The organism is Spirillospora sp. NPDC049024, from assembly GCF_040649235.1.
Lineage (GTDB): Bacteria > Actinomycetota > Actinomycetes > Streptosporangiales > Streptosporangiaceae > Spirillospora.
The window spans coordinates 114,037-134,349 of record NZ_JBEZFD010000014.1 but is presented as its reverse complement, the minus strand read 5'-3'; the positions used below and the strand labels follow the sequence as shown (position 1 = coordinate 134,349).

At 72.4% G+C, this 20,313-nt stretch carries 19 protein-coding genes and 1 pseudogene; 10 read left to right on the top strand and 10 right to left on the bottom strand.

Annotation, left to right across the window (positions count from 1 at the left end):
- The first annotated feature begins 35 nt into the window (after window positions 1-35).
- A complete protein-coding gene (locus AB0C21_RS25670) occupies window positions 36-596 on the top strand; it encodes a dihydrofolate reductase family protein (protein ID WP_500207486.1) in 561 nt (186 codons plus the stop codon).
- Here the strand turns inward: AB0C21_RS25670 and AB0C21_RS25665 are convergent.
- Complete coding sequence (locus AB0C21_RS25665; protein WP_500207485.1) at window positions 562-1,554, bottom strand: Sco1979 family transcriptional regulator; 993 nt, start codon at window positions 1,552-1,554, stop codon at window positions 562-564. The two genes, AB0C21_RS25670 and AB0C21_RS25665, sit on opposite strands and share 35 nt — an antisense overlap.
- Window positions 1,555-1,882: 328 nt before the next feature.
- Between AB0C21_RS25665 and AB0C21_RS25660 the strand changes: the two genes are divergently transcribed.
- Window positions 1,883-2,236: a YciI family protein gene (locus tag AB0C21_RS25660; protein ID WP_500207483.1), complete on the top strand. Its 354-nt coding sequence runs from the start codon at window positions 1,883-1,885 to the stop codon at window positions 2,234-2,236.
- Between the two features lie 85 nt (window positions 2,237-2,321).
- Window positions 2,322-3,626 (top strand): RNA polymerase sigma factor, encoded by a 1,305-nt coding sequence (locus AB0C21_RS25655; RefSeq protein WP_500207482.1) that lies wholly within the window; start codon window positions 2,322-2,324, stop codon window positions 3,624-3,626.
- Here AB0C21_RS25655 and AB0C21_RS25650 read toward each other — a convergent pair.
- Entirely contained in the window at window positions 3,607-4,782 is a 1,176-nt protein-coding gene (locus AB0C21_RS25650; protein WP_500207480.1) for an FAD-dependent monooxygenase, read from the bottom strand. The two genes, AB0C21_RS25655 and AB0C21_RS25650, sit on opposite strands and share 20 nt — an antisense overlap.
- Window positions 4,783-4,989: 207 nt before the next feature.
- On the opposite strand from AB0C21_RS25650, the gene AB0C21_RS25645 reads away from it, so the two are divergent.
- Window positions 4,990-5,931, top strand: coding sequence for a threonine/serine dehydratase (locus tag AB0C21_RS25645; RefSeq protein WP_500207478.1), 942 nt, complete (start codon window positions 4,990-4,992; stop codon window positions 5,929-5,931).
- 19 nt (window positions 5,932-5,950) lie between these two features.
- On the opposite strand, the gene AB0C21_RS25640 is transcribed toward AB0C21_RS25645, so the two are convergent.
- A complete protein-coding gene (locus AB0C21_RS25640; protein ID WP_500207477.1) occupies window positions 5,951-7,279 on the bottom strand; it encodes a serine hydrolase domain-containing protein in 1,329 nt (442 codons plus the stop codon).
- Between the two features lie 281 nt (window positions 7,280-7,560).
- Here AB0C21_RS25640 and AB0C21_RS25635 point away from each other — a divergent pair, with 281 nt between their 5' ends.
- Both AB0C21_RS25635 and AB0C21_RS25630 read left to right on the top strand, forming a co-directional pair.
- Window positions 7,561-7,998 (top strand): Hsp20/alpha crystallin family protein, encoded by a 438-nt coding sequence (locus AB0C21_RS25635; RefSeq protein ID WP_500207475.1) that lies wholly within the window; start codon window positions 7,561-7,563, stop codon window positions 7,996-7,998.
- Between the two features lie 115 nt (window positions 7,999-8,113).
- Entirely contained in the window at window positions 8,114-8,434 is a 321-nt protein-coding gene (locus tag AB0C21_RS25630; RefSeq protein ID WP_500207474.1) for a MerR family transcriptional regulator, read from the top strand.
- Between the two features lie 78 nt (window positions 8,435-8,512).
- On the opposite strand, the pseudogene AB0C21_RS25625 reads toward AB0C21_RS25630, so the two are convergent.
- Window positions 8,513-9,454: pseudogene (locus tag AB0C21_RS25625) on the bottom strand (RNA polymerase sigma factor); the annotation flags it as partial.
- Window positions 9,455-9,608: 154 nt separating this feature from the next.
- Between AB0C21_RS25625 and AB0C21_RS25620 the strand changes: the two are divergent.
- Window positions 9,609-10,247 (top strand): TetR/AcrR family transcriptional regulator, encoded by a 639-nt coding sequence (locus tag AB0C21_RS25620; RefSeq protein ID WP_500207472.1) that lies wholly within the window; start codon window positions 9,609-9,611, stop codon window positions 10,245-10,247.
- On the opposite strand, the gene AB0C21_RS25615 is transcribed toward AB0C21_RS25620, so the two are convergent.
- The 3 genes from AB0C21_RS25615 to AB0C21_RS25605 all read right to left on the bottom strand — a co-directional run bounded on the left by AB0C21_RS25615 (window position 10,244) and on the right by AB0C21_RS25605 (window position 14,936).
- Window positions 10,244-13,624: a pyruvate carboxylase gene (locus tag AB0C21_RS25615; protein WP_500207471.1), complete on the bottom strand. Its 3,381-nt coding sequence runs from the start codon at window positions 13,622-13,624 to the stop codon at window positions 10,244-10,246. The two genes, AB0C21_RS25620 and AB0C21_RS25615, sit on opposite strands and share 4 nt — an antisense overlap.
- A 236-nt stretch (window positions 13,625-13,860) precedes the next feature.
- The gene (locus tag AB0C21_RS25610) at window positions 13,861-14,601 is read right to left on the bottom strand and encodes a hypothetical protein (RefSeq protein WP_500207469.1); all 741 of its coding nucleotides are present in this window, start codon (window positions 14,599-14,601) and stop codon (window positions 13,861-13,863) included.
- Window positions 14,598-14,936, bottom strand: coding sequence for a PadR family transcriptional regulator (locus AB0C21_RS25605; protein WP_500207467.1), 339 nt, complete (start codon window positions 14,934-14,936; stop codon window positions 14,598-14,600). The genes AB0C21_RS25610 and AB0C21_RS25605 overlap by 4 nt, the downstream gene beginning before the upstream one ends.
- Window positions 14,937-15,274: 338 nt before the next feature.
- On the opposite strand from AB0C21_RS25605, the gene AB0C21_RS25600 reads away from it, so the two are divergent.
- On the top strand, window positions 15,275-15,409 hold the full coding sequence (locus tag AB0C21_RS25600; protein WP_500207465.1) for a hypothetical protein: 135 nt from the start codon (window positions 15,275-15,277) through the stop codon (window positions 15,407-15,409).
- A 102-nt stretch (window positions 15,410-15,511) separates the two neighbouring features.
- Here AB0C21_RS25600 and AB0C21_RS25595 read toward each other — a convergent pair whose 3' ends face one another.
- Entirely contained in the window at window positions 15,512-16,147 is a 636-nt protein-coding gene (locus tag AB0C21_RS25595; RefSeq protein WP_500207463.1) for a TetR/AcrR family transcriptional regulator, read from the bottom strand.
- Between the two features lie 159 nt (window positions 16,148-16,306).
- On the opposite strand from AB0C21_RS25595, the gene AB0C21_RS25590 reads away from it, so the two are divergent.
- Window positions 16,307-18,127, top strand: coding sequence for a serine/threonine protein kinase (locus tag AB0C21_RS25590; RefSeq protein ID WP_500207461.1), 1,821 nt, complete (start codon window positions 16,307-16,309; stop codon window positions 18,125-18,127).
- A gap of 130 nt (window positions 18,128-18,257) precedes the next feature.
- Here the strand turns inward: AB0C21_RS25590 and AB0C21_RS25585 are convergent, their stop codons facing one another.
- A complete protein-coding gene (locus AB0C21_RS25585; protein WP_149261266.1) occupies window positions 18,258-18,509 on the bottom strand; it encodes a DUF397 domain-containing protein in 252 nt (83 codons plus the stop codon).
- Window positions 18,509-19,375 carry a Sco1979 family transcriptional regulator gene (locus AB0C21_RS25580; RefSeq protein ID WP_171069264.1) on the bottom strand — a complete coding sequence of 289 codons (867 nt, stop codon included), beginning with the start codon at window positions 19,373-19,375 and terminating at the stop codon, window positions 18,509-18,511. Before AB0C21_RS25580 ends, AB0C21_RS25585 begins: the two co-directional genes overlap by 1 nt.
- Window positions 19,376-19,600: 225 nt before the next feature.
- Here AB0C21_RS25580 and AB0C21_RS25575 point away from each other — a divergent pair, with 225 nt between their 5' ends.
- The gene (locus AB0C21_RS25575; protein WP_500207459.1) at window positions 19,601-20,218 is read left to right on the top strand and encodes an ATP-binding protein; all 618 of its coding nucleotides are present in this window, start codon (window positions 19,601-19,603) and stop codon (window positions 20,216-20,218) included.
- The last annotated feature ends 95 nt before the right edge of the window (window positions 20,219-20,313 follow it).

Below are 20,313 nucleotides of genomic sequence, written 5' to 3'. Positions count from 1 at the left end.
CCGGAAGGCGAACGATCGGACCGACGGAGGAGACCATGCGAAAGATCATCAACTCGACGTACGTGTCGCTCGACGGCGTCATCGAGAACCCGCAGAACTGGACCTCGGCCTACTTCCAGGACGAGGCCGCCGCCTACGCCAGGGAGCTGCTGTTCTCCTGCGGCGCCATCCTGATGGGACGCAAGACGTTCGACGGCTTCTCCCAGGCCTGGCCGGCCATGGAGGAGGCCACCGGCGACTTCGGCGTCCGGATGAACACGCTGCCCCACTACGTCGTGTCCGACTCCCTGCGCAAGCCGGGCTGGGGCGACACGACGGCGATCCCGCGGGCGGCGGCGGTCTCCGAGATCACCAAGCTGAAGGAGCAGGACGGCCAGGACGTCCTGCAGTACGGCTTCGGCCCGGTATCGCGGACGCTCGTCGAGAACGGCCTGCTGGACGAGCTGCGCCTGTGGATCCACCCGGTGCTCGTCGGGCCCGGGAGCACCGACGAGCTGCTCAACGCCGCCGACTTCTCGGCCACGTTCGAGCTGTCCGACACCAAGGTCTTCAAGACCGGCGTCATCGTCGCCACCTACGTCCCCACCGCGCAGTAGGGCAGTGGTCCCGCGGGGCGGGGCGGGTCGCCGAAGGCCCGGCGAGGCCGGTGCTAGCCGAGCCGGGCCAGGGCGGCCTGGAGGAGCGCGGGGTGCGGGACGGGGGCTCGGCCTGGACGCTGACGCGGTTCAGGACGTCGCGGTACCGGGCGATGTCGGACGCACGGTCCGGGTAGAGGGCGCAGGTGAGGTGCTCCAGGTACACCACGTCGGGCAGCTCGGGCTCGGCGAAGCGCAGGAGCGTCATCGGGCCGCCTTCGGCCGCGTGCCCGCCCGAGGCGAACGGGAGGATCTGCACGGTGATGTTCGGCAGGTCCGCCATCTCGATCAGGTGCCTCAGCTGGGCGCGCATCGTGGCGGGGCCGCCGGCCGTGCGGAGCAGCACCGCCTCGTCCAGCACCGCCCACAGCCGCAGCGGGTCCGGGCGCTCGAACACGCGGCGACGGCGCATCCGCAGCTCGACCCGCCGTTCGATCTCCTCCCGTCCCGCCTCCGGATGGCGGGCCGCGAGGACGGCGCGGGCGTAGTCGCCGGTCTGCAGCAGCTCCGGGACGTCCTGGGCCTCGTACACGCGCAGGAGCACGGCGCCCTGCTCCAGGCCCAGGTAGGGCTCGAACCAGGACGGGACCACGTCGCCGAACCCCTGCCACCAGCCCGGCGCCCCGGCCTGCTCGGCCAGTTCCAGCAGCGGCTCGCGCAGCGACGGGTCGGTCACGCCGTAGAGGGTCAGCAGGTCGGCGACGTCGCGCTCCTTGAAGCCGACCCGGCCGTGCTCCATCCGGCTGATCTTGGAGTGCGAGCCGCGGATCTCGTACCCGGCGGCCTCGGTGGAGATGCCGGCGGCCTCCCGGTAGCGGCGCAGCTGCGCGCCGACCAGTATCCGCAGCACCGTCGGGCCCACCGCCCGGTGCTCCTGGGCGACGCGGGCCCGGTCGGCGGGCGGCTCAGTGGCGCTCATGACGCCTCGCACCTCGCCCCCGGTCGGACGGCCCACCGGTCACCGGCGACGGAACTCCCATGGGACGTCCTCCTCGACGCGCAAGAAGCTTTCCACCGGATGAAGCTACTCGTTGGAGACTCACTTGCCCACCGGTCCGGAATGTCCTACTTGATGGACTTCTCGGCAAAGGCTCGGGATCTTCCCGGCCGGAGCGCCGTGACCTGGCACGATACGGGTCAGAAGAAAAATCTGAAGATTCTTGGCCGGGATGTCGATCCGGTCACACCTTCTTCGACGCGTTCGTGACAGGCCGGGAGGGACCGGCCGGTGAGCAGAGGAGACGAAGATGCGGTTCCTGATGATGACGACGGACGACGGCTCCGCGAACGGCGCGCCGCCGGACGAGAAGATGCAGACGGAGATGGGCAAGTTCATCGAGGAGATGGCCCGGGCCGGAGTGCTGCTCGCGACGGGCGGCCTGGAGCCCGGCGGCACCCGCATCAAGTCGTCCGGCGGCAAGGTCACCGTCCTCGACGGCCCGTTCGCCGAGGCGAAGGAGACGGTCGTCGGTTTCGCGCTCATCGAGGCGAGCAGCCGCGAGGAGGCGATCGAGCTGTCCAAGCGGTTCTGGCAGATCGTCGGCGACGGCGAGGGCGTCATCCAGCAGGTGTTCGGACCGGAGGACCTCCCCGGCGCGTGAGCCCGTCGCGCCCGGCGGGCGTCCGGCCGGGCCGGGCGCCCGCCGAGCTTGCGCGGCGGCCGGTGCGGGTGCTCTCATCGGCAGCGTGACGGCATCGGACGAGCCCGGGGCGCGGGAGGCGCTCGCGCGCGGCACCGGCGTGCACGCGACCATCGACGCGGTGTGGCGGCTGGAGGCCGCGCGGATCATCGCCGGTCTCGCCCGCATGGTGCACGACATCGGGCTCGCCGAGGAACTCGCGCAGGACGCACTGGTCGCCGCGCTCGAACAGTGGCCGGAGTCAGGCGTCCCGGACAACCCGGGCGCCTGGCTCATGGCCGTGGGCAAGCGCCGCGCCATCGACCGGATCCGGCGGCTGCGGCGCCTCGAGGACAAGATCGAGGAACTGGGCCGCGACCTGGGGACCCAGGCGCCGGCCGAGGAGTTCGACGTCCCGGACGACGATCGCATCGAGGACGACGTCCTCCGGCTGGTCTTCACCGCCTGCCACCCGGTCCTGTCCGCGCAGGCGCGGGTCGCGCTGACGCTGCGCATGCTCGGCGGCCTCACCACCGAGGAGATCGCGCACGCCTTCCTCGTCCCCGAGGCGACCATGGCGCAGCGGATCGTCCGGGCGAAGCGGACCCTGTCGGAGGCGGGCGTCCCGTTCGAGGTCCCCGAGGGGCCCGACCGCGCCGCCCGGCTGGCCTCCGTGCTGGAGGTCGTCTACCTCGTCTTCAACGAGGGGTACGCCGCCAGCGCCGGCGACGCGTGGGTGCGCACGGACCTGTGCCGCGAGGCGCTGCGCCTCGGCCGGATCCTCGCGGAGCTGGCCCCCGGCGAGCCCGAGGTGCACGGGCTCGTCGCGCTGATGGAGATCCAGGCGTCCCGGACCCGGGCGCGCACCGGACCGTCCGGGGAGCCCGTGCCGCTGCTGGAGCAGGACCGCGCCCGGTGGGACCGGCTCCTCATCCACCGCGGGTTCGCGGCGCTGCTGCGCGCGAAGAAGATCGGCGAGCCGCCCGGCCCCTACGTCCTGCAGGCCGCGATCGCCGCCTGCCACGCGCAGGCCCTGACCGCCGAGGAGACGGACTGGGCGCAGATCGCGTCCCTCTACGAGATCCTCTCCCGCGTCGCGCCGTCCCCCGTCGTGGAGCTGAACCGGGCCGTGGCGGTCGGCATGGCGCACGGCCCCGAGAAGGGCCTGGAGCTCGCCGACGCGCTCGTGGACGAGCCCGCCCTGCGCGGCTACCACCTGCTGCCGAGCGTCCGCGGCGACCTGCTCGCCCGCCTCGGCCGGCTGGAGGAGGCGCGGGCCCAGTTCGAGCGCGCCGCGGAGCTGACCCGCAACGCGCCCGAACGCAAGGTCCTGCTGGACCGCGCCGCCTCGCTCAGTAGTCCCGCACGGTGAACGAGCCGACGATCTCGCCGAAGTCCTGGAAGTCGATCGCCCCGGTCCCGGCGCCCGCCTCGGCGCCGGTCTCGGCGTTCCGCTGCGCCTCCGCCCGCGCCTTGTTGGTCAGCGCCAGCTCCTGGTTGGCGGCGACGTAGCCGCGCAGCTCCTTCTCGTAGCCCGCGAACGCGGCGCGGTGGTCGCCGCCCGCCGCCTTCAGCTCCCCGGCCAGGACGTACGCGCCGACCATGGCCATGCTGGTGCCCTGCCCCGACAGCGGCGACCCGCAGTAGCCGGCGTCCCCGAGCAGGACGACCCGCCCCTTCGACCAGGAGTCCATGCGGATCTGCGCCATCGAGTCGAAGTGGAAGTCCGGCGCGTCCCACATCGTCTCCAGCAGCTCGGGCAGCACCCAGCCGCCGCCGGCCAGCGCGTCCGCCATGATCTTCTTCTGCGCGGCGGTGTCGCGGTGGTCGTACTCGATCGGCCGCTCGGACTCGAACCCCAGGTAGACGCGGACCTCCTCGTTGCCGCGGACGCTCATCACGCCGCCGCCCCAGCTGCTGCCCGGCATCTGGTGGAACACCTGCCAGCGGTCGAGGCCGAGGAAGTTCGGGGCGGTCCACACCGCCAGGTAGGTGCCGAGGTGGGTGAGGTAGTCCCGCTCCGGGCCGAAGACGAGCCGGCGGGTGGTGGAGTGCGCACCGTCCGCGCCGACGACCAGGTCGAACGTGCGGATCGTCCCGCTCTGGAAGATCACCCGGACGCCGCCGTCCTCCTGTTCCAGCCCGGCGATCGAGTCGCCGTAGAGGTACTCGACGCCGTCGCCGGCCGCGTCCATCAGGATCCGGGACAGGTCGTCGCGCAGGATCTCCACGTCGGGGCCGGCCAGGTCGCCGCCGGTGATCGTGTGCTCCTCGCTGCGGTACAGCTCCTCGCCCTCCCCGTCCACCATGGACATGCCGCGCATCTCGACGCGCCGCTCGCGGATCCGGTCGAGGACGCCCATGCGCTCGGCGACCTCCAGGGCCGGTCCGCGCACGTCGACCGCCTGCCCGCCGGGACGCGGCCCGGGCGCCACCTCCACGACCGTCACGCCGAACCCGTACCGCCTCAGCCAGTACGCCAGCGCGGGGCCGGCGATGCTCGCACCCGAGATGAGGACGTTCTTCATGGGGACCTCCCTGTCCGGCGGGACGTGTTTCCCGCGCCGGTGAAGAGGCTCGCCGCGAGCGCTGACCAAACCCGCACCGGAGGCTGACCGGGGCACGGGACGCCGTCAGGGGCCCGCGCCGGGATGATGGTCGCAGGCCCGGCTGGCCCGATCGCCTGTCATGTCCCAAACTTGTGTTGGCTGCTGATGCCTCGGAGAGGAAGCCCGGTGATCGATCACTCAGACGTCCAGGCCGCGGCGGGGCGTGTCGCGGGCCGTGTCCGCCGCACGCCGATGGTCGAGGTCGAGCCGGACCCGCTCGCGCCCGCCGGGCGGATGTGGCTGAAGCTCGAACTGACCCAGCACACCGGGTCGTTCAAGGCGCGCGGCGCGTTCAACCACATCCTGGCCGCGCGCGAGGAGGGGCGGCTGCCGGAGACCGGCGTCGTCGCGGCCTCCGGCGGCAACGCGGGGCTCGCCTTCGCGTACGCGGCGGCGCGGGCGGGCGTCCCGGCCGAGGTGTACGTGCCGGAGACGGCGCCCGCGGTGAAGGTCGCGCGGCTGCGGGCCCTCGGCGCCGCGGTCGTCCAGGTCGGCACCCGGTACGCCGAGGCGCAGGAGGCCGCGACCAAGCGCGCCGCCGACACCGGCGCGCTGTTCTGCCACGCCTACGACCTGCCGGAGGTGTGCGCGGGCCAGGGCACGCTCGGCGCGGAGGTGCTGGAGCAGACCGGCGGCGAGGTCGACACCGTCCTGCTCGCGATCGGCGGCGGAGGGCTCATGGCGGGCGTCGCCACCGCCCTCGAGGGCAGGGCGCGCGTCGTCGGCGTCGAGCCCGAGACGATCCCGACCCTGGAGCGCGCCCTGCACGCGGGACGCCCCGTCGACGTGGAGGTGTCGGGTATCGCCGCCGACTCCCTCGGCGCGACCCGGCTCGGCGAGATCGCGTTCGCGGTCGCGTCCCGCACCGGGGTGCGCCCCGTCCTCGTGACCGACGAGGCGATCATCGAGGCGCGCCGGTTCGTCTGGGAGGAGTACCGGCTGGTCGTCGAGCACGGCACGGCGACCGCCGTGGCGGCGCTCCGGAGCGGCGCCTACCGCCCGGCGCCCGGGGAGCGCGTGGTGGTCGTCCTGTGCGGCGCGAACACCGACCCGTCCGACCTCGCCTGACCTCCCTCGGGGGCCGCCCTCACCCGGCGGCGCGGAGGGTCTGGAGCGGCAGCAGCCGCACCTCCGCCGCGGGCCCGGCCGCGGCGGTCGCGGGGCGGCTGCCGCACAGGGCCTCCACCACGTGCGCGGCCAGCGCGTTGTCGATCGGGTGCGGGACGGGCGCGCCGCCGGCGCTGAGCTGCTGGTACTTCATCAGGTTGATGGCGACCGAGATCTGCCGCTCGCCGCCGGCGGACGTCAGCGACTGGGTCCCGGCGCCGAAGACCGCGCCGTCGTGGCCCCAGAACGTCCCGCACGGGAGGTCGAGGGAGTAGAGCCCGAGGCCGTAGTTCATCAGGACGTTGCCGTCCGCGTCCTTCACCGGGACGGTCCGCCGCATCTGCGCCAGGGCGCCGGGCCCGATGAGGCCGCCGGTGAGGAGCCGGCGGTAGAAGCGGTTGAGGTCGTCCATGGTGGAGACCAGCGCCCCCGCCGTCCCGGCCCAGCTCATGTCGTAGGTGCTGTAGTCGCGCGGCGGCGTCACATGCTGGTACAGCGACTCGTACATCCGCGAGTGCGGGCCCGCGATCCAGGGCGTGGACGGGAAGTAGGTGTGCTTCAGCCCGGCCTTCCGGATGACGTTGCGGGTGATGTACTCCTCCGCCTTGGCGCCGGTCACCTTCTCCAGGAGCTCCCCGGCGATGACGTAGTTGGTGTTGGAGTACGACCAGCGCTCGCCGGGCTCGCCCGTGCGCGGCGCCTTCAGCCCCCACGCGATGAGCTGCGCGGGCCTGACGCGGCGGAACCTACCGTCGTCCAGGCTGTCGGGCGACAGGTCCCGCAGGGAGGGGAACGCCGCGGGGACGTAGTCGCCGATCCCGCTGGTGTGGCCGAGCAGCATCCGCACCGTGGTCTGGTCGCCGAGGCGCCCCGGGACGACGCCGGGCAGGTAGCGGGCGATCGGGGCGTCGAGGTCGACGCGGCCCCGCTCGACCTGCTGGAGAATCGCGGTGGCGACGAACGACTTGGTGACGCTGCCGACCCGGTGCCGCATGTCCGGGGTGACCGGGCGCTCCGTGCGGACGTCCGCGACGCCGGCCGCGCCCTTCCACTCCGTGCGGCCGTCGCGGGCCTCGGAGAACAGCCCGTACATGCCGGCGTCGCGCGTGGCGTCCAGGGTGGCCCGCAGCTTGGCGGGATCGAACGGCACGGTGGACGGCGGCGCCGCGACGACCGCCGCCGGGCCCGCGTCCGGCCCGGCCGCCGTCGCCGCGACCTGGGCCGTCGTCAACATCAGGACGAGCGCCGCGCCCGCGGCCGCGCCCCGTGCGACGCCGCGTCCCGTCAGCCGTCCCAGCCCTCTGGCCATCGTCCCCGTCTCTCCGCGCCGCCGCGCCCCCGAAGAGGCCCCTTCTAGATCATCCACTCTCTCATCCCGGCGGTGGAAACCAGGGCCAGAGCCACCAGAACGGGTCGGTCCCGCCACCTCCTCCTGCCCCCGTCCGACCGTCGGCGCGCGGCGTTCGCGGGACCGCCGTCTTGACACCGGCTTCCAGGTTACTTATAACTGGAGTTGCAGACTTCCTCTTGTACGAGGAACAGGTAATCGGCGCGCAGCCAGGCGCCGAGGGTCTTCGGAGGTGATGGTCAATGTTGCTGACGTCGATCGACCCGTTCGTGCAGGAGTTCGAGCGCCAGTTCGACCGGGCGGTCCGCCAGGCCGCCGGCCAGGGCGGCGCCGGCATGCCGATGGACGGCATCCGCCGCGCCGACGACGTCGTCCTGCGGTTCGACCTGCCGGGGGTCGACCCCGGCTCCATCGAGGTCACGGTCGACCGCGGCGTGCTCTCGGTGACCGCGCGCCGCGAGGAGGAGTTCGGCGAGGACGAGCGCGTCTTCGTCCGCGAGCGCACCATGGGCTCCTTCACGCGCCGGGTCTACCTGTCGGAGCACCTGGACGCGGAGGCGATCGAGGCCGCGTACGACAACGGCGTCCTCGCCGTCCGCATCCCGGTGCTGGAGCGGGCGCGGCCGCGCAAGGTCGCCGTCCAGCAGTCCGGCGACGGCCGGAAGGCGATCAGGAGCTGACCCGCGGCATCCGGACGGCCCCGGTCCGCGCGGCCATCGAGGCGCCGCGCGGACCGGGGCCGTCCGCACTGCCCGGCCGTCCGCCGGGACGGCATCGGCGACAAGGAGGCCCCCCATGAACCTGCCGATCGACGACGAGCACGCCGCGCTGTTCACGGTGGGACAGGTCGCGCAGATGCTGGACGTGCAGCAGGCGTTCCTGCGCCGCATCGACGACCACCGGGTCGTCTCCCCCCAGCGCTCCGCCGGCGGCCAGCGCCGCTACAGCCGCCACGAGATCGGCCGCATCCAGGAGGTCGTGTCGATGATGGGCGAGGGCATGACGCTGCCCGCCATCCGGCGCATCTTCGAACTCCAGCACGAGGTGGCCGAGCTGACCCGGGAGCGCGACGAGCTGGCCCGGCGGCTGGCCGGAGGCTCGGGACGCGCGACCTGACCCCCGCGGGCGGGCACGCCGGAGGAGGGCCGCGGCCCTCCTCCGGCGGAGCCGGCGTCTCCGGGAGAACGCCGGCGGTCAGCTGAGCAGGTCGGCGAGGGTCTCCCGGCGGGACGGGTGGCGCAGCTTGTGCATGCCCTTGGACTCGATCTGCCGGATGCGCTCGCGCGTCACCCCGTAGACCTTGCCGACCTCCTCCAGGGTCTTGGGCTCGCCGCCCGACAGCCCGAACCGCAGCGAGATGACCCCGGCCTCGCGCTCGGTGAGCGTCTCCAGGACGGCGTCGAGCCGCCCGCGCAGCATCGAGGACGCGACGACGTCGGCGGGGTCGCCGCCCTCGGGGTCCTCGATGACGTCGGCGAGCTCGCCGTCGCCGTCCTCGCCGAGCGGGGTGTGCAGGGACAGCGGCTCGCGGGCCTGCCGCCGCAGCCACTCGACCTTCTCGGGGGTCACGTCCAGTTCGACGGCCAGCTCGTGCGAGGTCGGCTCGCGGCCGAGGTCCTGCATCATCCGCCGCCGGACCCGCGTCATCCGGTTGAGCACCTCGACGACGTGCACGGGGATGCGGATGGTGCGGCTCTGGTCGGCCAGCGCGCGGCTGATCGCCTGCTTGATCCACCAGACGGCGTAGGTGGAGAACTTCAGGCCGCGGCGGTACTCGAACTTCTCCACGGCGCGGATCAGCCCGAGGTTGCCCTCCTGCACGAGGTCGTTCAGCGGGAGGCCGTGGCCCATGTAGCGCTTGGCGAGCGACACGACGAGGCGCAGGTTCGCCTCGACCATGTGCTCCTTGGCGCGGGCCCCGTCGGCGGCGATCCACTCCAGGTCCTGCTTGTCCTGGAGGCTCAGCTCGTCGCCCAGGGTCCTGAGGCGCTCTCGTGCGAACAGGCCGGCCTCGATGCGCTTGGCCAGGTCGACCTCCTGCTCGGCGGTGAGCAGCGCGGTGCGCCCGATGCGGGACAGGTAGTCCTTCATCGGGTCGACGAGGTTCACGGTGGAGCGGGGGGATGCGCTCGGCGCGTGGCTGGCGTTCAGGGCTGTGTCCTTTACATCCGGCGGCCGGGAGGGAACGGTCACCCGGTCTCGGTACCCGTCCGGCCCGTCGGCCAAACTTGGATCCGACATAAATATATGTCTAGCACGAACTTAGGTCGGACTATGAGAGGATGGCCGCATGGGACTGCGGGAGATGAAGAAGCAGCAGACGCGCCAGAACATCTCGAACCAGGCGACCCGGCTGTTCCTGCGGCACGGCTTCGACCGGGTGACGATCGCCGACGTCGCGGCGGCGGCGCAGGTGGCGAAGATGACGGTCACCAACTACTTCCCCCGCAAGGAGGACCTGGCCCTCGACCTGCACGAGGTCTTCGTGGCCCTGCCCGCGCGCACGGTCGCCGAGCGGGCCCCCGGCGAGTCGGCGCTGGCCGCGCTGCGCCGCGCCTTCCTGGCGGCCGTCGAGTGGCACGACGCCGTGATCGGCTTCTCCGGCCCCGACTTCGCCCGCATGATCACCGAGAGCCCGGCGCTGGTGGCGCGGCTCCGCGAGTTCCACGAGGAGCGCGAGGACGCCCTCGCCGCCGTCCTCGCCGAGGAGACCGGCGCGGCCCCGGACGACGTCCTCCCCCGCCTCGCCGCCGCGCAGTTCATCGGCGTCCACCGCGTGCTGTTCCAGGAGGTCCTGCGCCGCAGCGTCGAGGGCGAGACCCACGAAGAGATCGAGGCGGCCCTCGCGGAGTCCGCGAAGACCGCCTTCGACCTGCTGGAACCGTCCCTGGGCACCTACGCGACCCGCCAGGGGCGAACGGAGGCCTAGGCGCCGTCCTGGATGACCAGGAGGAGGTCGCCGGCCTGGACGGGCGTCGCCTCCGGGACGGCCAGGCGGGCGACCGTGCCCGCGACCGGGGCGGTGATCGCGGCCTCCATCTTCATGGCCTCGATCGTGGCGACCACGTCTCCCGCGGCGACCTCGTCGCCCTTGGCCACCCGCAGCGTCACCGAGCCGTCGAACGGGGCGGCGACGTGGCCGGGCTCGCCGGGGTCGGCGCGCTCGACCGGCGGCGCGTCCGACTTGACGGACTTGTCGCGGACGGAGAGCGTCCGGAGCTGGCCGTTCACCGTGCAGATGACCTGCCGGACGCCCGCCTCGTCGACGTCGCCGACGGCCTCCAGGCCGGCCAGGACGCGGACGCCGGGTTCGAGGTCGAACGACACCTCGTGCCCCGCGCGGAGCCCGTAGAGGAACGGGCCGGTCGGCAGGACCGAGAGGTCGCCGTAGGCGGCGCGGGCTTCGCGGTAGTCCTTCGCCGGACCGGGGAAGAGCAGGCGGTCGAGCGTGTCGCGGACCTCTGGGCCGGCCAATGCCTTCTCTTCGGCGCCGTCCAGTTCGGCCCGTGCGGGCGTGTACTGGCGTCCTGCGAGGGCCTTGGTGCGGAAGGGCTCGGGCCAGCCGCCGGGCGGGTCGCCCAGTTCGCCGTTCAGGAACCCGATGACGCTGTCGGGGATGTCGTAGCGGTCCGGGTTCTCGGCGAAGTCGTCCGGGTCGGCGCCCGCCGCGACGAGGTGCAGGGCCAGGTCGCCCACGACCTTGCTGGACGGGGTGACCTTCACGAGCCGTCCGAGGATGGCGTCCGCGGCCGCGTAGAGGCGCTCGATCTCCTCGAAGCGGTCGCCGAGGCCGAGGGCGACGGCCTGCTGCCGCAGGTTGGACAGCTGCCCGCCCGGGATCTCGTGCCGGTAGACGCGCCCGGTCGGCGACGGCAGCCCCATCTCGAACGGCGCGTAGAGCTTCCGGACGGCCTCCCAGTACGGCTCCATGACGGTCAGCGCGTCCAGGTCGATCCCGGTGGCGTGCTCGGTGAAGTCGGTCGCGGCCACGATCGCCTGGAGCGGCGGCTGGCTCGTGGTGCCCGACAGCGGCGCGGCGGCGCCGTCCACGGCGTCGACGCCCGCTTCGATGGCGGCGATGTAGGTGCCGATCTGCCCGCCGGCCGTGTCGTGGGTGTGCAGGTGGACCGGCAGGTCGAACCGCTCGCGGAGCGCCTTGACGAGCGTGCGCGCGGCGGGCGCCCGGAGCAGGCCGGCCATGTCCTTGATGCAGAGGATGTGGACCCCCGCCTGGACGAGTTCCTCCGCCAGGCGCAGGTAGTAGTCGAGCGTGTAGAGCCGCTCGTCCGGGGAGGACAGGTCGCCGGTGTAGCAGAGGGTGCCCTCCACCAGCGCGTGGGTCTGGAGGGCGGCGTCGATGGCCGGACGCATACGCTCGACGTCGTTCAGGGCGTCGAACACGCGGAAGATGTCGACTCCCGTACTGGCCGCCTCCTTGACGAAGGCCCGAGCCACCGAGTCGGGGTACGGCGTGTAGCCGACCGTGTTGCGGCCGCGCAGGAGCATCTGGATGCACAGGTTGGGCGCGGCCTCGCGGATCGCGGCCAGCCTGTCCCAGGGCGACTCGCCCAAGAACCGGAGCGCGACGTCGTAGGTGGCCCCGCCCCATGCCTCGATGGAGAGGAGCTGCGGCGTCATCCGGGCCAGGTAGGGCGCGGCCGCCAGCAGGTCATAGGTGCGTACTCGCGTGGCGAGCAGCGACTGGTGCGCGTCGCGGAACGTCGTGTCGGTGACGGCCAGGGCGTTCTGGTTGCGGAGTTGCTCGGCGAACGCGCGCGCGCCGAGCGCCAGCAGCCGGTCGCGCGAACCCTCCGGGAACGGGCCGTCGAGGTCCAGCGGCGGCAGCTTCGTCGCCGGGTCGAGGTCGGTGGGCGCGTCGCCGTGCGGCCTGTTGACCGTGACGTCCGCCAGGTACCGGACGAGCCGCGTCGCGCGGTCGCCGCTGGAGCGGGCCGTGAGCAGCTCGGGGTGGTCGGCGATGTAGGACGTGGTGACGCCGCCCGCGCGGAAGTCGGGCTCGTCCAGCAGCGCCTGAAGGAACGGGATGTTGGACGCGACCCCCCGGATGCGGAACTCGGCGACGGCCCGGCGCGCCCGGCGCACCGCGTCCTCGAACGTCCGGCCGCGGCACGTCAGCTTCACCAGCAGCGAGTCGAAGTGCGGGGACACGATCGCGCCGCCGTAGGCCGTCCCGGTGTCGAGCCGCACCCCGGCGCCGCCCGGCGACCGGTACGCCGAGATCTTGCCGGTGTCGGGGCGGAAGCCGTTCGCCGGGTCCTCGGTGGTGATGCGGCACTGCACGGCGAACCCGCTCACGCTGACCTCGTCCTGCGCGATGCCGAGGTCGGCGAGCGTCTCGCCGCCCGCGATGCGCAGCTGGCTCTGCACCAGGTCGACGCCCGTGACCTCCTCGGTGACGGTGTGCTCCACCTGGATGCGGGGGTTCATCTCGATGAAGACGTGCTCGCCGCGGGCGTCCACGAGGAACTCGACCGTTCCCGCGTTCTCGTAGCCGATCTCTTGGGCGAACTTCACGGCGTCCTCGCAGAGCCGCTGCGTCACCTCTGGGTCCAGCCTGGGCGCGGGCGCGATCTCGACGACCTTCTGGTGGCGGCGCTGCACCGAGCAGTCGCGCTCGCGCAGGTGGACGATGTGCCCGGCGCCGTCCGCGAGGACCTGCACCTCGATGTGGCGGGGCCGGTCCACCGCCTGCTCCAGGAACACCGTGGGGTCGCCGAACGCGCTCTCGGCCTCGCGGCGCGCCGTGTCAACGGCGGCCTCCAGCTCCTCGCGGTGGTCGACGCGGCGCAGCCCGCGCCCGCCGCCGCCCGCCGCGGCCTTGACGAACAGCGGGAACCCGACCTCGTCGGCCGCCTCCAGCTCCCGTCCCGGCTCGGGCGTCGCCGAGCGCAGCACCGGCAGGCCCGCGCGCCGCGCCGCCGCGACCGCCTCGATCTTGTTGCCCGCCAGGCTCAGCACCCGGGACGGCGGGCCGACGAACTTGATCCCGTTGCGCTCGCAGGCCGCCGCGAGCTCGGGGCTCTCCGACAGGAACCCGTAGCCGGGGTAGACGGCGTCGGCGCCCACCCGCAGCGCCGTCTCCACGATCCCGTCCACGTCCAGGTAGGCGCGGACGGGGTGCCCGTGCTCCCCGATCTCGTACGCCTCGTCCGCCTTCTGCCGGTGCAGGGACAGGCGGTCCTCGTGCGCGTACACGGCGACGCTGGCGATGCCGAGTTCGTAGGCCGCGCGGAAGGCGCGGACGGCGATCTCGCCACGGTTGGCGACGAGCAGCTTTCTGATCACGTGTGTCTCCCAGGAGAGGCTCGGGGCGCGTCCGGCCGCGCCCGGCGGTCTCCTGGACTCCACGCTGAGCCGCTCATGGCGGGGGCGACCCGCGGGCGAGCCGAATCCTGGGATACCTACCCAGTTGAGCGGTTCGGATGGCCGCCTCGCGAGAACAAAGTGACGGATGATGCGATACGTGAAAAGCGAGGAAATTTTCGTCCAGCGGGGCGCGTGCACCCCGCCGCGGGCCTTCCTCAGGAGGCGCGACGGCGGCGGTCGAGCCAGACGCGGGCCGCGACCAGGGCCATGACGATCAGTGCGCCGACGAGGAAGCCGGTGAGGAAACTGGTGTGCGAGTCGTTCGGGGCGAGGACGATCCAGGCGACGCAGACGGCGGCCAGGAAGGCGCCGTAGCAGGCGATGAAGACATAGAAGCGCCTGCTCCAGAAGTTGCGGCCGGACGGCGTCACCGGGACCTCGCGGAGTTCCGCCTCCGGGCCGAGAGTGGCCGCTTTGGGCCGCTTGAAGTACTCGAAGCAGATCCAGGTGCCGCAGGGCTCCCAGCCGTCAGGCGCGAGACGGTCGACGACGGCCTTGCGGCGCCCCGGCAGGACGGTCTCGCGGTGGTACTCCCAGCGCTGCGGGTCGTCCGGGTCGCGGTGGCTCACGAAGCGGCCCGTGCTGTCGACCCTTTCCACCTCCCAGCCCTCGTCGCCGTAGCGGTTGAGGACCTCACGCTCATGGAAGGCGTCGGCCCTCCACTTCCACGTTTCGCCCTCGTCCGGCGGGACAGGGCCGCCGCGGACGTCGACCGGCGCCTCGTCCGGGGCGACCTGGAGGGCGAACTCTTCGGGCGTGCCGAACTCCTGCACCGGGTCGGTGCCGGACTCGGCCACGAACGCCGCGAGGTCGTCGACGGTGCGGGAGACCTCGTCCTCGGGGAGGCCGCGGGCGCGCAGCCGGTCCGCCAGTTCGTCGAAGTAGGGGTTGTTCATTGGCCGGCTCCCTGGGTGAGCATCTTCCGCACGGACTCGTCGAACGCGAGCCACAGGCCGCTCTGCTCGGCGAGCGTCGCGCGGCCTTCGTCTGTGAGGTGGTAGTAGCGGCGGCCGGGGCCGCGGTCGGCGGCGCGGAACTCCGCGGACACCAGTCCGGCCTCTTCCAGGCGGTTGAGGACCGGGTACAGAGTGCCGCCCTTGATCTGCCCGAGGCCCGCGCCGGCGAGCGTCTTGGCGATCTCGTAGCCGTAGCTCTCGCCCCCGGTGAGGCTCGCGAGGACCAGCAGGTCGAGGACGCCCTTGAGCCAGCTCGCGCGGCGATCGGCGGGCACTGCGGTCACCCTCCGGAGCGGGCGGGGCGGCGGCCGTGCCGAGCCGCCGCGGCGGACGGGATCTCCAAGGTCGTCTCCTCTGACCAGTCTGCCCTGTGAGCTAAACCGTATGGCAATCTAGTTAGGTATACAACCTAGATAGCCGCGCCCGGATGCGTCGGGGCCGGATCCGGACGCGGGCTAAACGGAACGATCACTCGGAATAGCCGGAAGGATCTTGCGGTTGCAACTACCGTGCGAACTCCCGCCAGCCGGGTAGCACCCATGTCCACGACCCATGGAGGTGAACCGTGCCGAGCAGCATTCCCCGCACCCGTTCCACCGGTGAACGCAAACACGTGAAGACGACGTCTCTGCGCGCCCTCGCGGTCGCAGCGCAACTCGAACGCAACCACGCCCCGGAGGGCCCACCGGGCAAGGCGGAAGGCCGGGTGGACTCCCGCCGCCGCCGGCGGACGCCCGACCCGGCCTGACACATCCGAACGCCCGGCCGCACCTCCGGTCCGGCACGCGAAGGCCCCCGCACCCGCGGGGGCCTTCGCGTTCTCCGGGCCGGCTCTTCTCCGGCCCGACCGCTAGGTGCGGGCCATGTCGAAGAACTTGTGGACGGTGGCGCGGGTGCGCTCCGTCCCCACGCTCTCCACCATCGCGGTCAGGTGCTCCGCGCCGAGGACGGCCAGCAGCGCGTGCGCGGCGGCCTCGCCGTCCGGGACGGCGTCACCGCACTGGTCGAGCAGGATCGTCAGGTGGCGGTGCCAGAAGCCGTAGGCGCCGATCCGGTACCGGGCCCCCGGCGAAGCGGTCTCGGACATGCGCACCAGCGACAGATGGTCGAGCGCGTAGTCCAGGTAGGCGTCGGCGAAGGCGTGCAGACGCTCGGACGGCGCTACGGCCGTGCCGCCCTCACCCGGGCCCAGAGGAGCGGGACCGGACAGGATCGCGTCCTGGAGTTCGCGCTCGCGTTCGTTCAGGAGCGCCACGGCGAGGCCCGCCTTGTCGCCGAATCTGCGGAAGAGCGTGCCCTTGCCGACGCCCGCCTCGGCGGCGACGGCGTCCATCGAGACCGCCTCGACACCGTGCCGGGCGAAGAGCGCCGCGGCGGCGTCCAGCACCTTCGCGCGGTTGCGCGCGGCGTCGGCGCGCTCCTTGGGCGGCGGCGTCCGCATCAGTTCCAGGTCGACGCGCCTCGCACCGGCCGGGCGACGGTCCATCATCGCCTCCTCCCCCGTGGATACAACCGGACTATAGTCCAATTATACGGTCGCGGCCACCGGCGCTAGATCATCCGCTTTGCCGACCGCATACCATCGTTGGGCCCTAGTCTTGCGGAACGGTCCTGGGGCGCGGTGTGACAACGGGGAGCGAGTGGTGTGACGGACAGGACGATGCCGGATGCCCATCCACTGCGGTCGGGAGACCCGGTCGAGCTGGGCGGATACGAGATCGTGGGCCGCCTCGGCGAGGGCGGGCAGGGCGCGGTCTTCCTGGGGCGTCCGCGGGGCGGGGAAGGCGCGCCCCGCGCCGCCGACCACGTCGCGATCAAGCTGCTGCACGGCGGGCTCGCCGGGGACGAGTCCGCCCGCGCGCGCTTCGTCCGCGAGCTGGAGGTCGCCAAGCGCGTCGCGCGCTTCTGCACCGCGCAGGTCCTGGACGCCGACGTAGCGGGCGACCAGCCCTACATCGTCAGCGAGTACGTGCCCGGCCTGTCGCTGCACCACGTCGTGCGGACGGAGGGCCCGCGGACGGGCGGCGCCCTGGAGCGGCTCGCGGTGAGCACCCTGACAGCGCTCACGGCGATCCACCAGGCCGGCATCGTGCACCGCGACTTCAAGCCGCACAACGTCATGATGGGCCCGGACGGGCCCCGCGTCATCGACTTCGGCGTGGCGCGCGCGCTGGGCGCCGCGGGCGAGACGCAGAACGTCGGCACTCCCGCCTACATGGCCCCTGAGCACTTCACCGGCGGAGAGGTGGGCCCCGCGGCCGACATGTTCGCCTGGGGCACGACGATGGCGTTCGCCGCCACGGGACGTCCCGCGTTCGGCAACGACGAGATGGCCACGGTCATGCACCGGATCCTCACCGGCGAGCCGGATCTGGGCGACCTGCCGAGCCCGATGCGCGAGCTCGTCCTCGCGTGCCTGGCCAAGGAGCCCGCGCAGCGGCCGACCGCCCGCGAGGCCCAGGAGCGGCTGGTCGGCGCGGCCAGCGGCACGTCCTCGGCCGGGTCCGCGGTGCCGCCGCTGCCGGCCTTCCCCGGGCTTCCCGCCGAGATCCCCAGCCCGCAGTACGCGTCCGCGCCGCCCAACTCGACGGACCCGCACGCCGCCCCGTCCGTCATGGCCGGTGCGCTGCTGCCGCCCGACCACGTCACGGACCCCTCCGGTGTCCGGCACAGGACGGCTCCGCAGCCGCATCCCTTCGGGGAGGCGACACCGCCGCCGCACGGCCCCGGCGCTCCGGGAACGCCGCCGCCGGTTCCGCCCGGCCCGCCCGGCGGCTCCGGGTCGAACGGCAGGGGCCGGGGACGGCTCGTCGTGCCGATCGCCGCGGCGGTGGCGGTCGCGGCGGTCATCGCGGGCGGCGCCGCATGGGCCACGACAAGGCCCGACAGCGGCAAGGGGCAGTCTGTATCGGCGTCCGACCAGCCCCAGGGCGCACAGGGCGACTCCGGGGCCGCGAACGGTTCCGGTGGTGACGCCCAGAGCCCGACGAAGACGAAACCGGGGCAGCCGAAGCCCGGCCAGAGCAGCAACCCTGCGAACCCGAACGCGTCCGCGAAACCGGGTTCGCCGAGGCAGCCCGGTGGCGCGACCCCCACGAGGGGCACCGGCGGTGGCGGCTCGACGCCCACCAAGGAGCCGCCGAACAAGTACACCCCGCAGGCCGCGTGCAACAGCGGCGGCAAGGGGAGCGGGTACTACGTCCTGCGCTCCATGAGCGTGTCCGGTGGCGTCGCCTACCTGCTGTACAGCAACTCGTCCACCTACAACTGCGCCGTCACCATCAAGACGACGCACGTCGGCACCAAGTCGGCGGTGTCCGCCTGGATCCAGAAGAAGGGCGGCGGCGTCATCGCCGACAGCGGCTCCTTCGCCTGGTACGCGGGACCGGTGTACGTGAAGGCGCCCGGGACGTGCGTCCGCTTCGGCGGGAACGGCCGTACCGCTCCCTACGGCAACTGCGGCTGACGTTCAGGCCCGCGGGGAGCCTCTCGCCTCGGAAATGAACAAGGCCACCCTCGCGCCTGGGGTGGCCTCTGTAGCGTGCGGGCGGTCGGGTCGACTCGGCTGCACCGGTGCCGACCCGGCCACTCTCGGTTCAGTTGTGGGAGGCGATGAGATGGTCGAAGTCGCCGTCCTTGGCACCAAGGATCAACGCTTCTATCTCGGGGCGGGTGTAGATGAGGGCCGGGCCCTCGGGATGGCGGGAGTTGCGCATCGCGACCTGCCCACCGGGCAGTTCGGCGATTTCCACACAGTTCCCCTGGGAGTTGCTTCGCCGGGACTTGAGCCATCGCGCTCCGAGGAGCTCGGCGGCCGGCATCCCGTTGTCGTAATCGGTCTGGAGCATCATGTCTCTCTGAGAAGATCACCGAGAAGCTCGACGGTGCGCTCCGGGGTCGCACTGTCGACACACAGGCGTTCCATCGCCTGGAGATAGGTGTCGACATCGTCGCGCTTGTCCAGGTACATCGCGCCGGTGAGGTTCTCGACGTAAACCACGTCCGGCAGATCCTGCTCGGGAAAACGCAGGATCGTGAAGGCGCCCCCCTCGGCCGCGTGGCCTCCGAACCTGAACGGCATGATCTGGATGGTGACGTTGGGCAGTTTCGACATCTCGATGAGGTGCTCGAACTGGCCCCGCATCACCTCAGGTCCGCCGATGGGGCGCCGCAGCGCCCCCTCGTCAACCACGGCCCACAGGCGCGGCGCGTCCGGGCCCGTGAGGCGTTCCTGACGTTGCAGGCGCAGTTCCACTCGCTGGTCGATCTCGTGTTCGGCGGCCCCGGCGTTGCCCAGGCGGATCACCGCACGCGCATACCCCTCCGACTGCAGCAGTCCCGGGACGAACTGCAGTTCATACGTGCGGATCAGCGCCGCCGACTCCTCCAGGCCCACATAGGTCTGGAACCAGCCGGGCAACACGTCGTTGTACCGGTGCCACCAACCGGGGGTGTTGGCCTCCCGCGCAAGCTGTAGCAGCGCCTCGCGTTCCGTCTTGTCGCTGACGCCGTACAACGTGAGCAGGTCGTCCACGTCTCGCTCTTTGAAGCTGACCCTGCCGAGCTCGAGGCGGCTGATCTTCGACTCCGACGCACGGATGACGTAGCCGGCGTCCTGACGGGTCACGCCCTTCTGCTCGCGCAGACGGCGAAGCTGCGACCCGAGCAGGATCCGACGGACCGTCGACCCGCTTCCCGGCGTCTCTGGAGTCACGCCCAACCTCCCGGCTATTCGGCGGACAGCGAACCTAGTGTGCCACTGGCCTCAGCGTCCTGCGGTTACCTCCGATCTTCCGCGCGCATCCGCGTCGCCCCGCACCCTCACAACGCGGATGCACGTGCATTGGGCCTTGCATTCGCACGCTACGATGCGCAGGATAACGCACGAGACTTCCGAGCCACGGCTGCACAACGAGATCACTCTGCGGGGTCCGGTGGAATGACGTCACGCCACGCGCACGACGACACGCGGTGGGAGCTCGGCCCTCTCGCGGGGCCGGACGACCCACGGGCCCACGCTGGGCGCTCGACGGAGGTCCCGGAGTCCTTCGACCTGCCTCCCCGCCTGGACAAGGCCGTCACGGCGCTGACGGAACTGCGGGGGTCCACGGTCTCGTTCACCGTGCAGCCCGATCCGGAATCGGTCACCGAGGCCCGGCACTTCGCCATCTCCAGGCTGGCCGAGTGGAGCCTGTCCGAGCTTTCCGACGACGTCGGCCTCGTCGTCTCCGAACTCGTCACGAACGCGCTGCGGCACAGCGGCGGGACGGCCGGCGGGTGGCCGGGCGACGACGTGCACCGCGAGGGCGTGTACGACGACCCGGCCGACCCGCTCGGCTCCGCGCCGTCCGCCATCCGGCTGCGGCTCGGGCACGAGGCGCCGTGGCTGCTCTGCGGGATCATGGACGCGAGCCGGTCGGCGCCCCGCCGCAAGGAACCCGACTACATCGCCGAGACCGGCCGCGGCCTGCATCTCGTCGAGTCGTTCAGCGTCCGGTGGGGGTGGCGGGCCCTCCCCCACGGGAAGGTCGTTTGGGCGCTCTTCCGGTCCCCTTGACGAGCGCAACCGGATCGGCGGGCGTAACGGCCCGCGACCGGGGTAACAATTGAGTTCCCCCTGCGAGGGCCTAGAACTTCTCTAGGGCTTGACAA

Bases quoted from the DNA above. Each gene is read 5' to 3' on its own strand.
- AB0C21_RS25595 (WP_500207463.1), bottom strand. From the start codon at position 16,147: ATGGACCGTCGCCCGGCCGGTGCGAGGCGCGTCGACCTGGAACTGATG.
- AB0C21_RS25640 (WP_500207477.1), bottom strand. From the start codon at position 7,279: ATGGCCAGAGGGCTGGGACGGCTGACGGGACGCGGCGTCGCACGGGGC.
- AB0C21_RS25575 (WP_500207459.1), top strand. From the start codon at position 19,601: ATGACGTCACGCCACGCGCACGACGACACGCGGTGGGAGCTCGGCCCT.
- AB0C21_RS25585 (WP_149261266.1), bottom strand. From the start codon at position 18,509: ATGCTCCAGACCGATTACGACAACGGGATGCCGGCCGCCGAGCTCCTC.
- AB0C21_RS25635 (WP_500207475.1), top strand. From the start codon at position 7,561: ATGTTGCTGACGTCGATCGACCCGTTCGTGCAGGAGTTCGAGCGCCAG.
- AB0C21_RS25630 (WP_500207474.1), top strand. From the start codon at position 8,114: ATGAACCTGCCGATCGACGACGAGCACGCCGCGCTGTTCACGGTGGGA.
- AB0C21_RS25665 (WP_500207485.1), bottom strand. From the start codon at position 1,554: ATGAGCGCCACTGAGCCGCCCGCCGACCGGGCCCGCGTCGCCCAGGAG.
- AB0C21_RS25670 (WP_500207486.1), top strand. From the start codon at position 36: ATGCGAAAGATCATCAACTCGACGTACGTGTCGCTCGACGGCGTCATC.
- AB0C21_RS25660 (WP_500207483.1), top strand. From the start codon at position 1,883: ATGCGGTTCCTGATGATGACGACGGACGACGGCTCCGCGAACGGCGCG.
- AB0C21_RS25620 (WP_500207472.1), top strand. From the start codon at position 9,609: ATGGGACTGCGGGAGATGAAGAAGCAGCAGACGCGCCAGAACATCTCG.
- AB0C21_RS25650 (WP_500207480.1), bottom strand. From the start codon at position 4,782: ATGAAGAACGTCCTCATCTCGGGTGCGAGCATCGCCGGCCCCGCGCTG.
- AB0C21_RS25610 (WP_500207469.1), bottom strand. From the start codon at position 14,601: ATGAACAACCCCTACTTCGACGAACTGGCGGACCGGCTGCGCGCCCGC.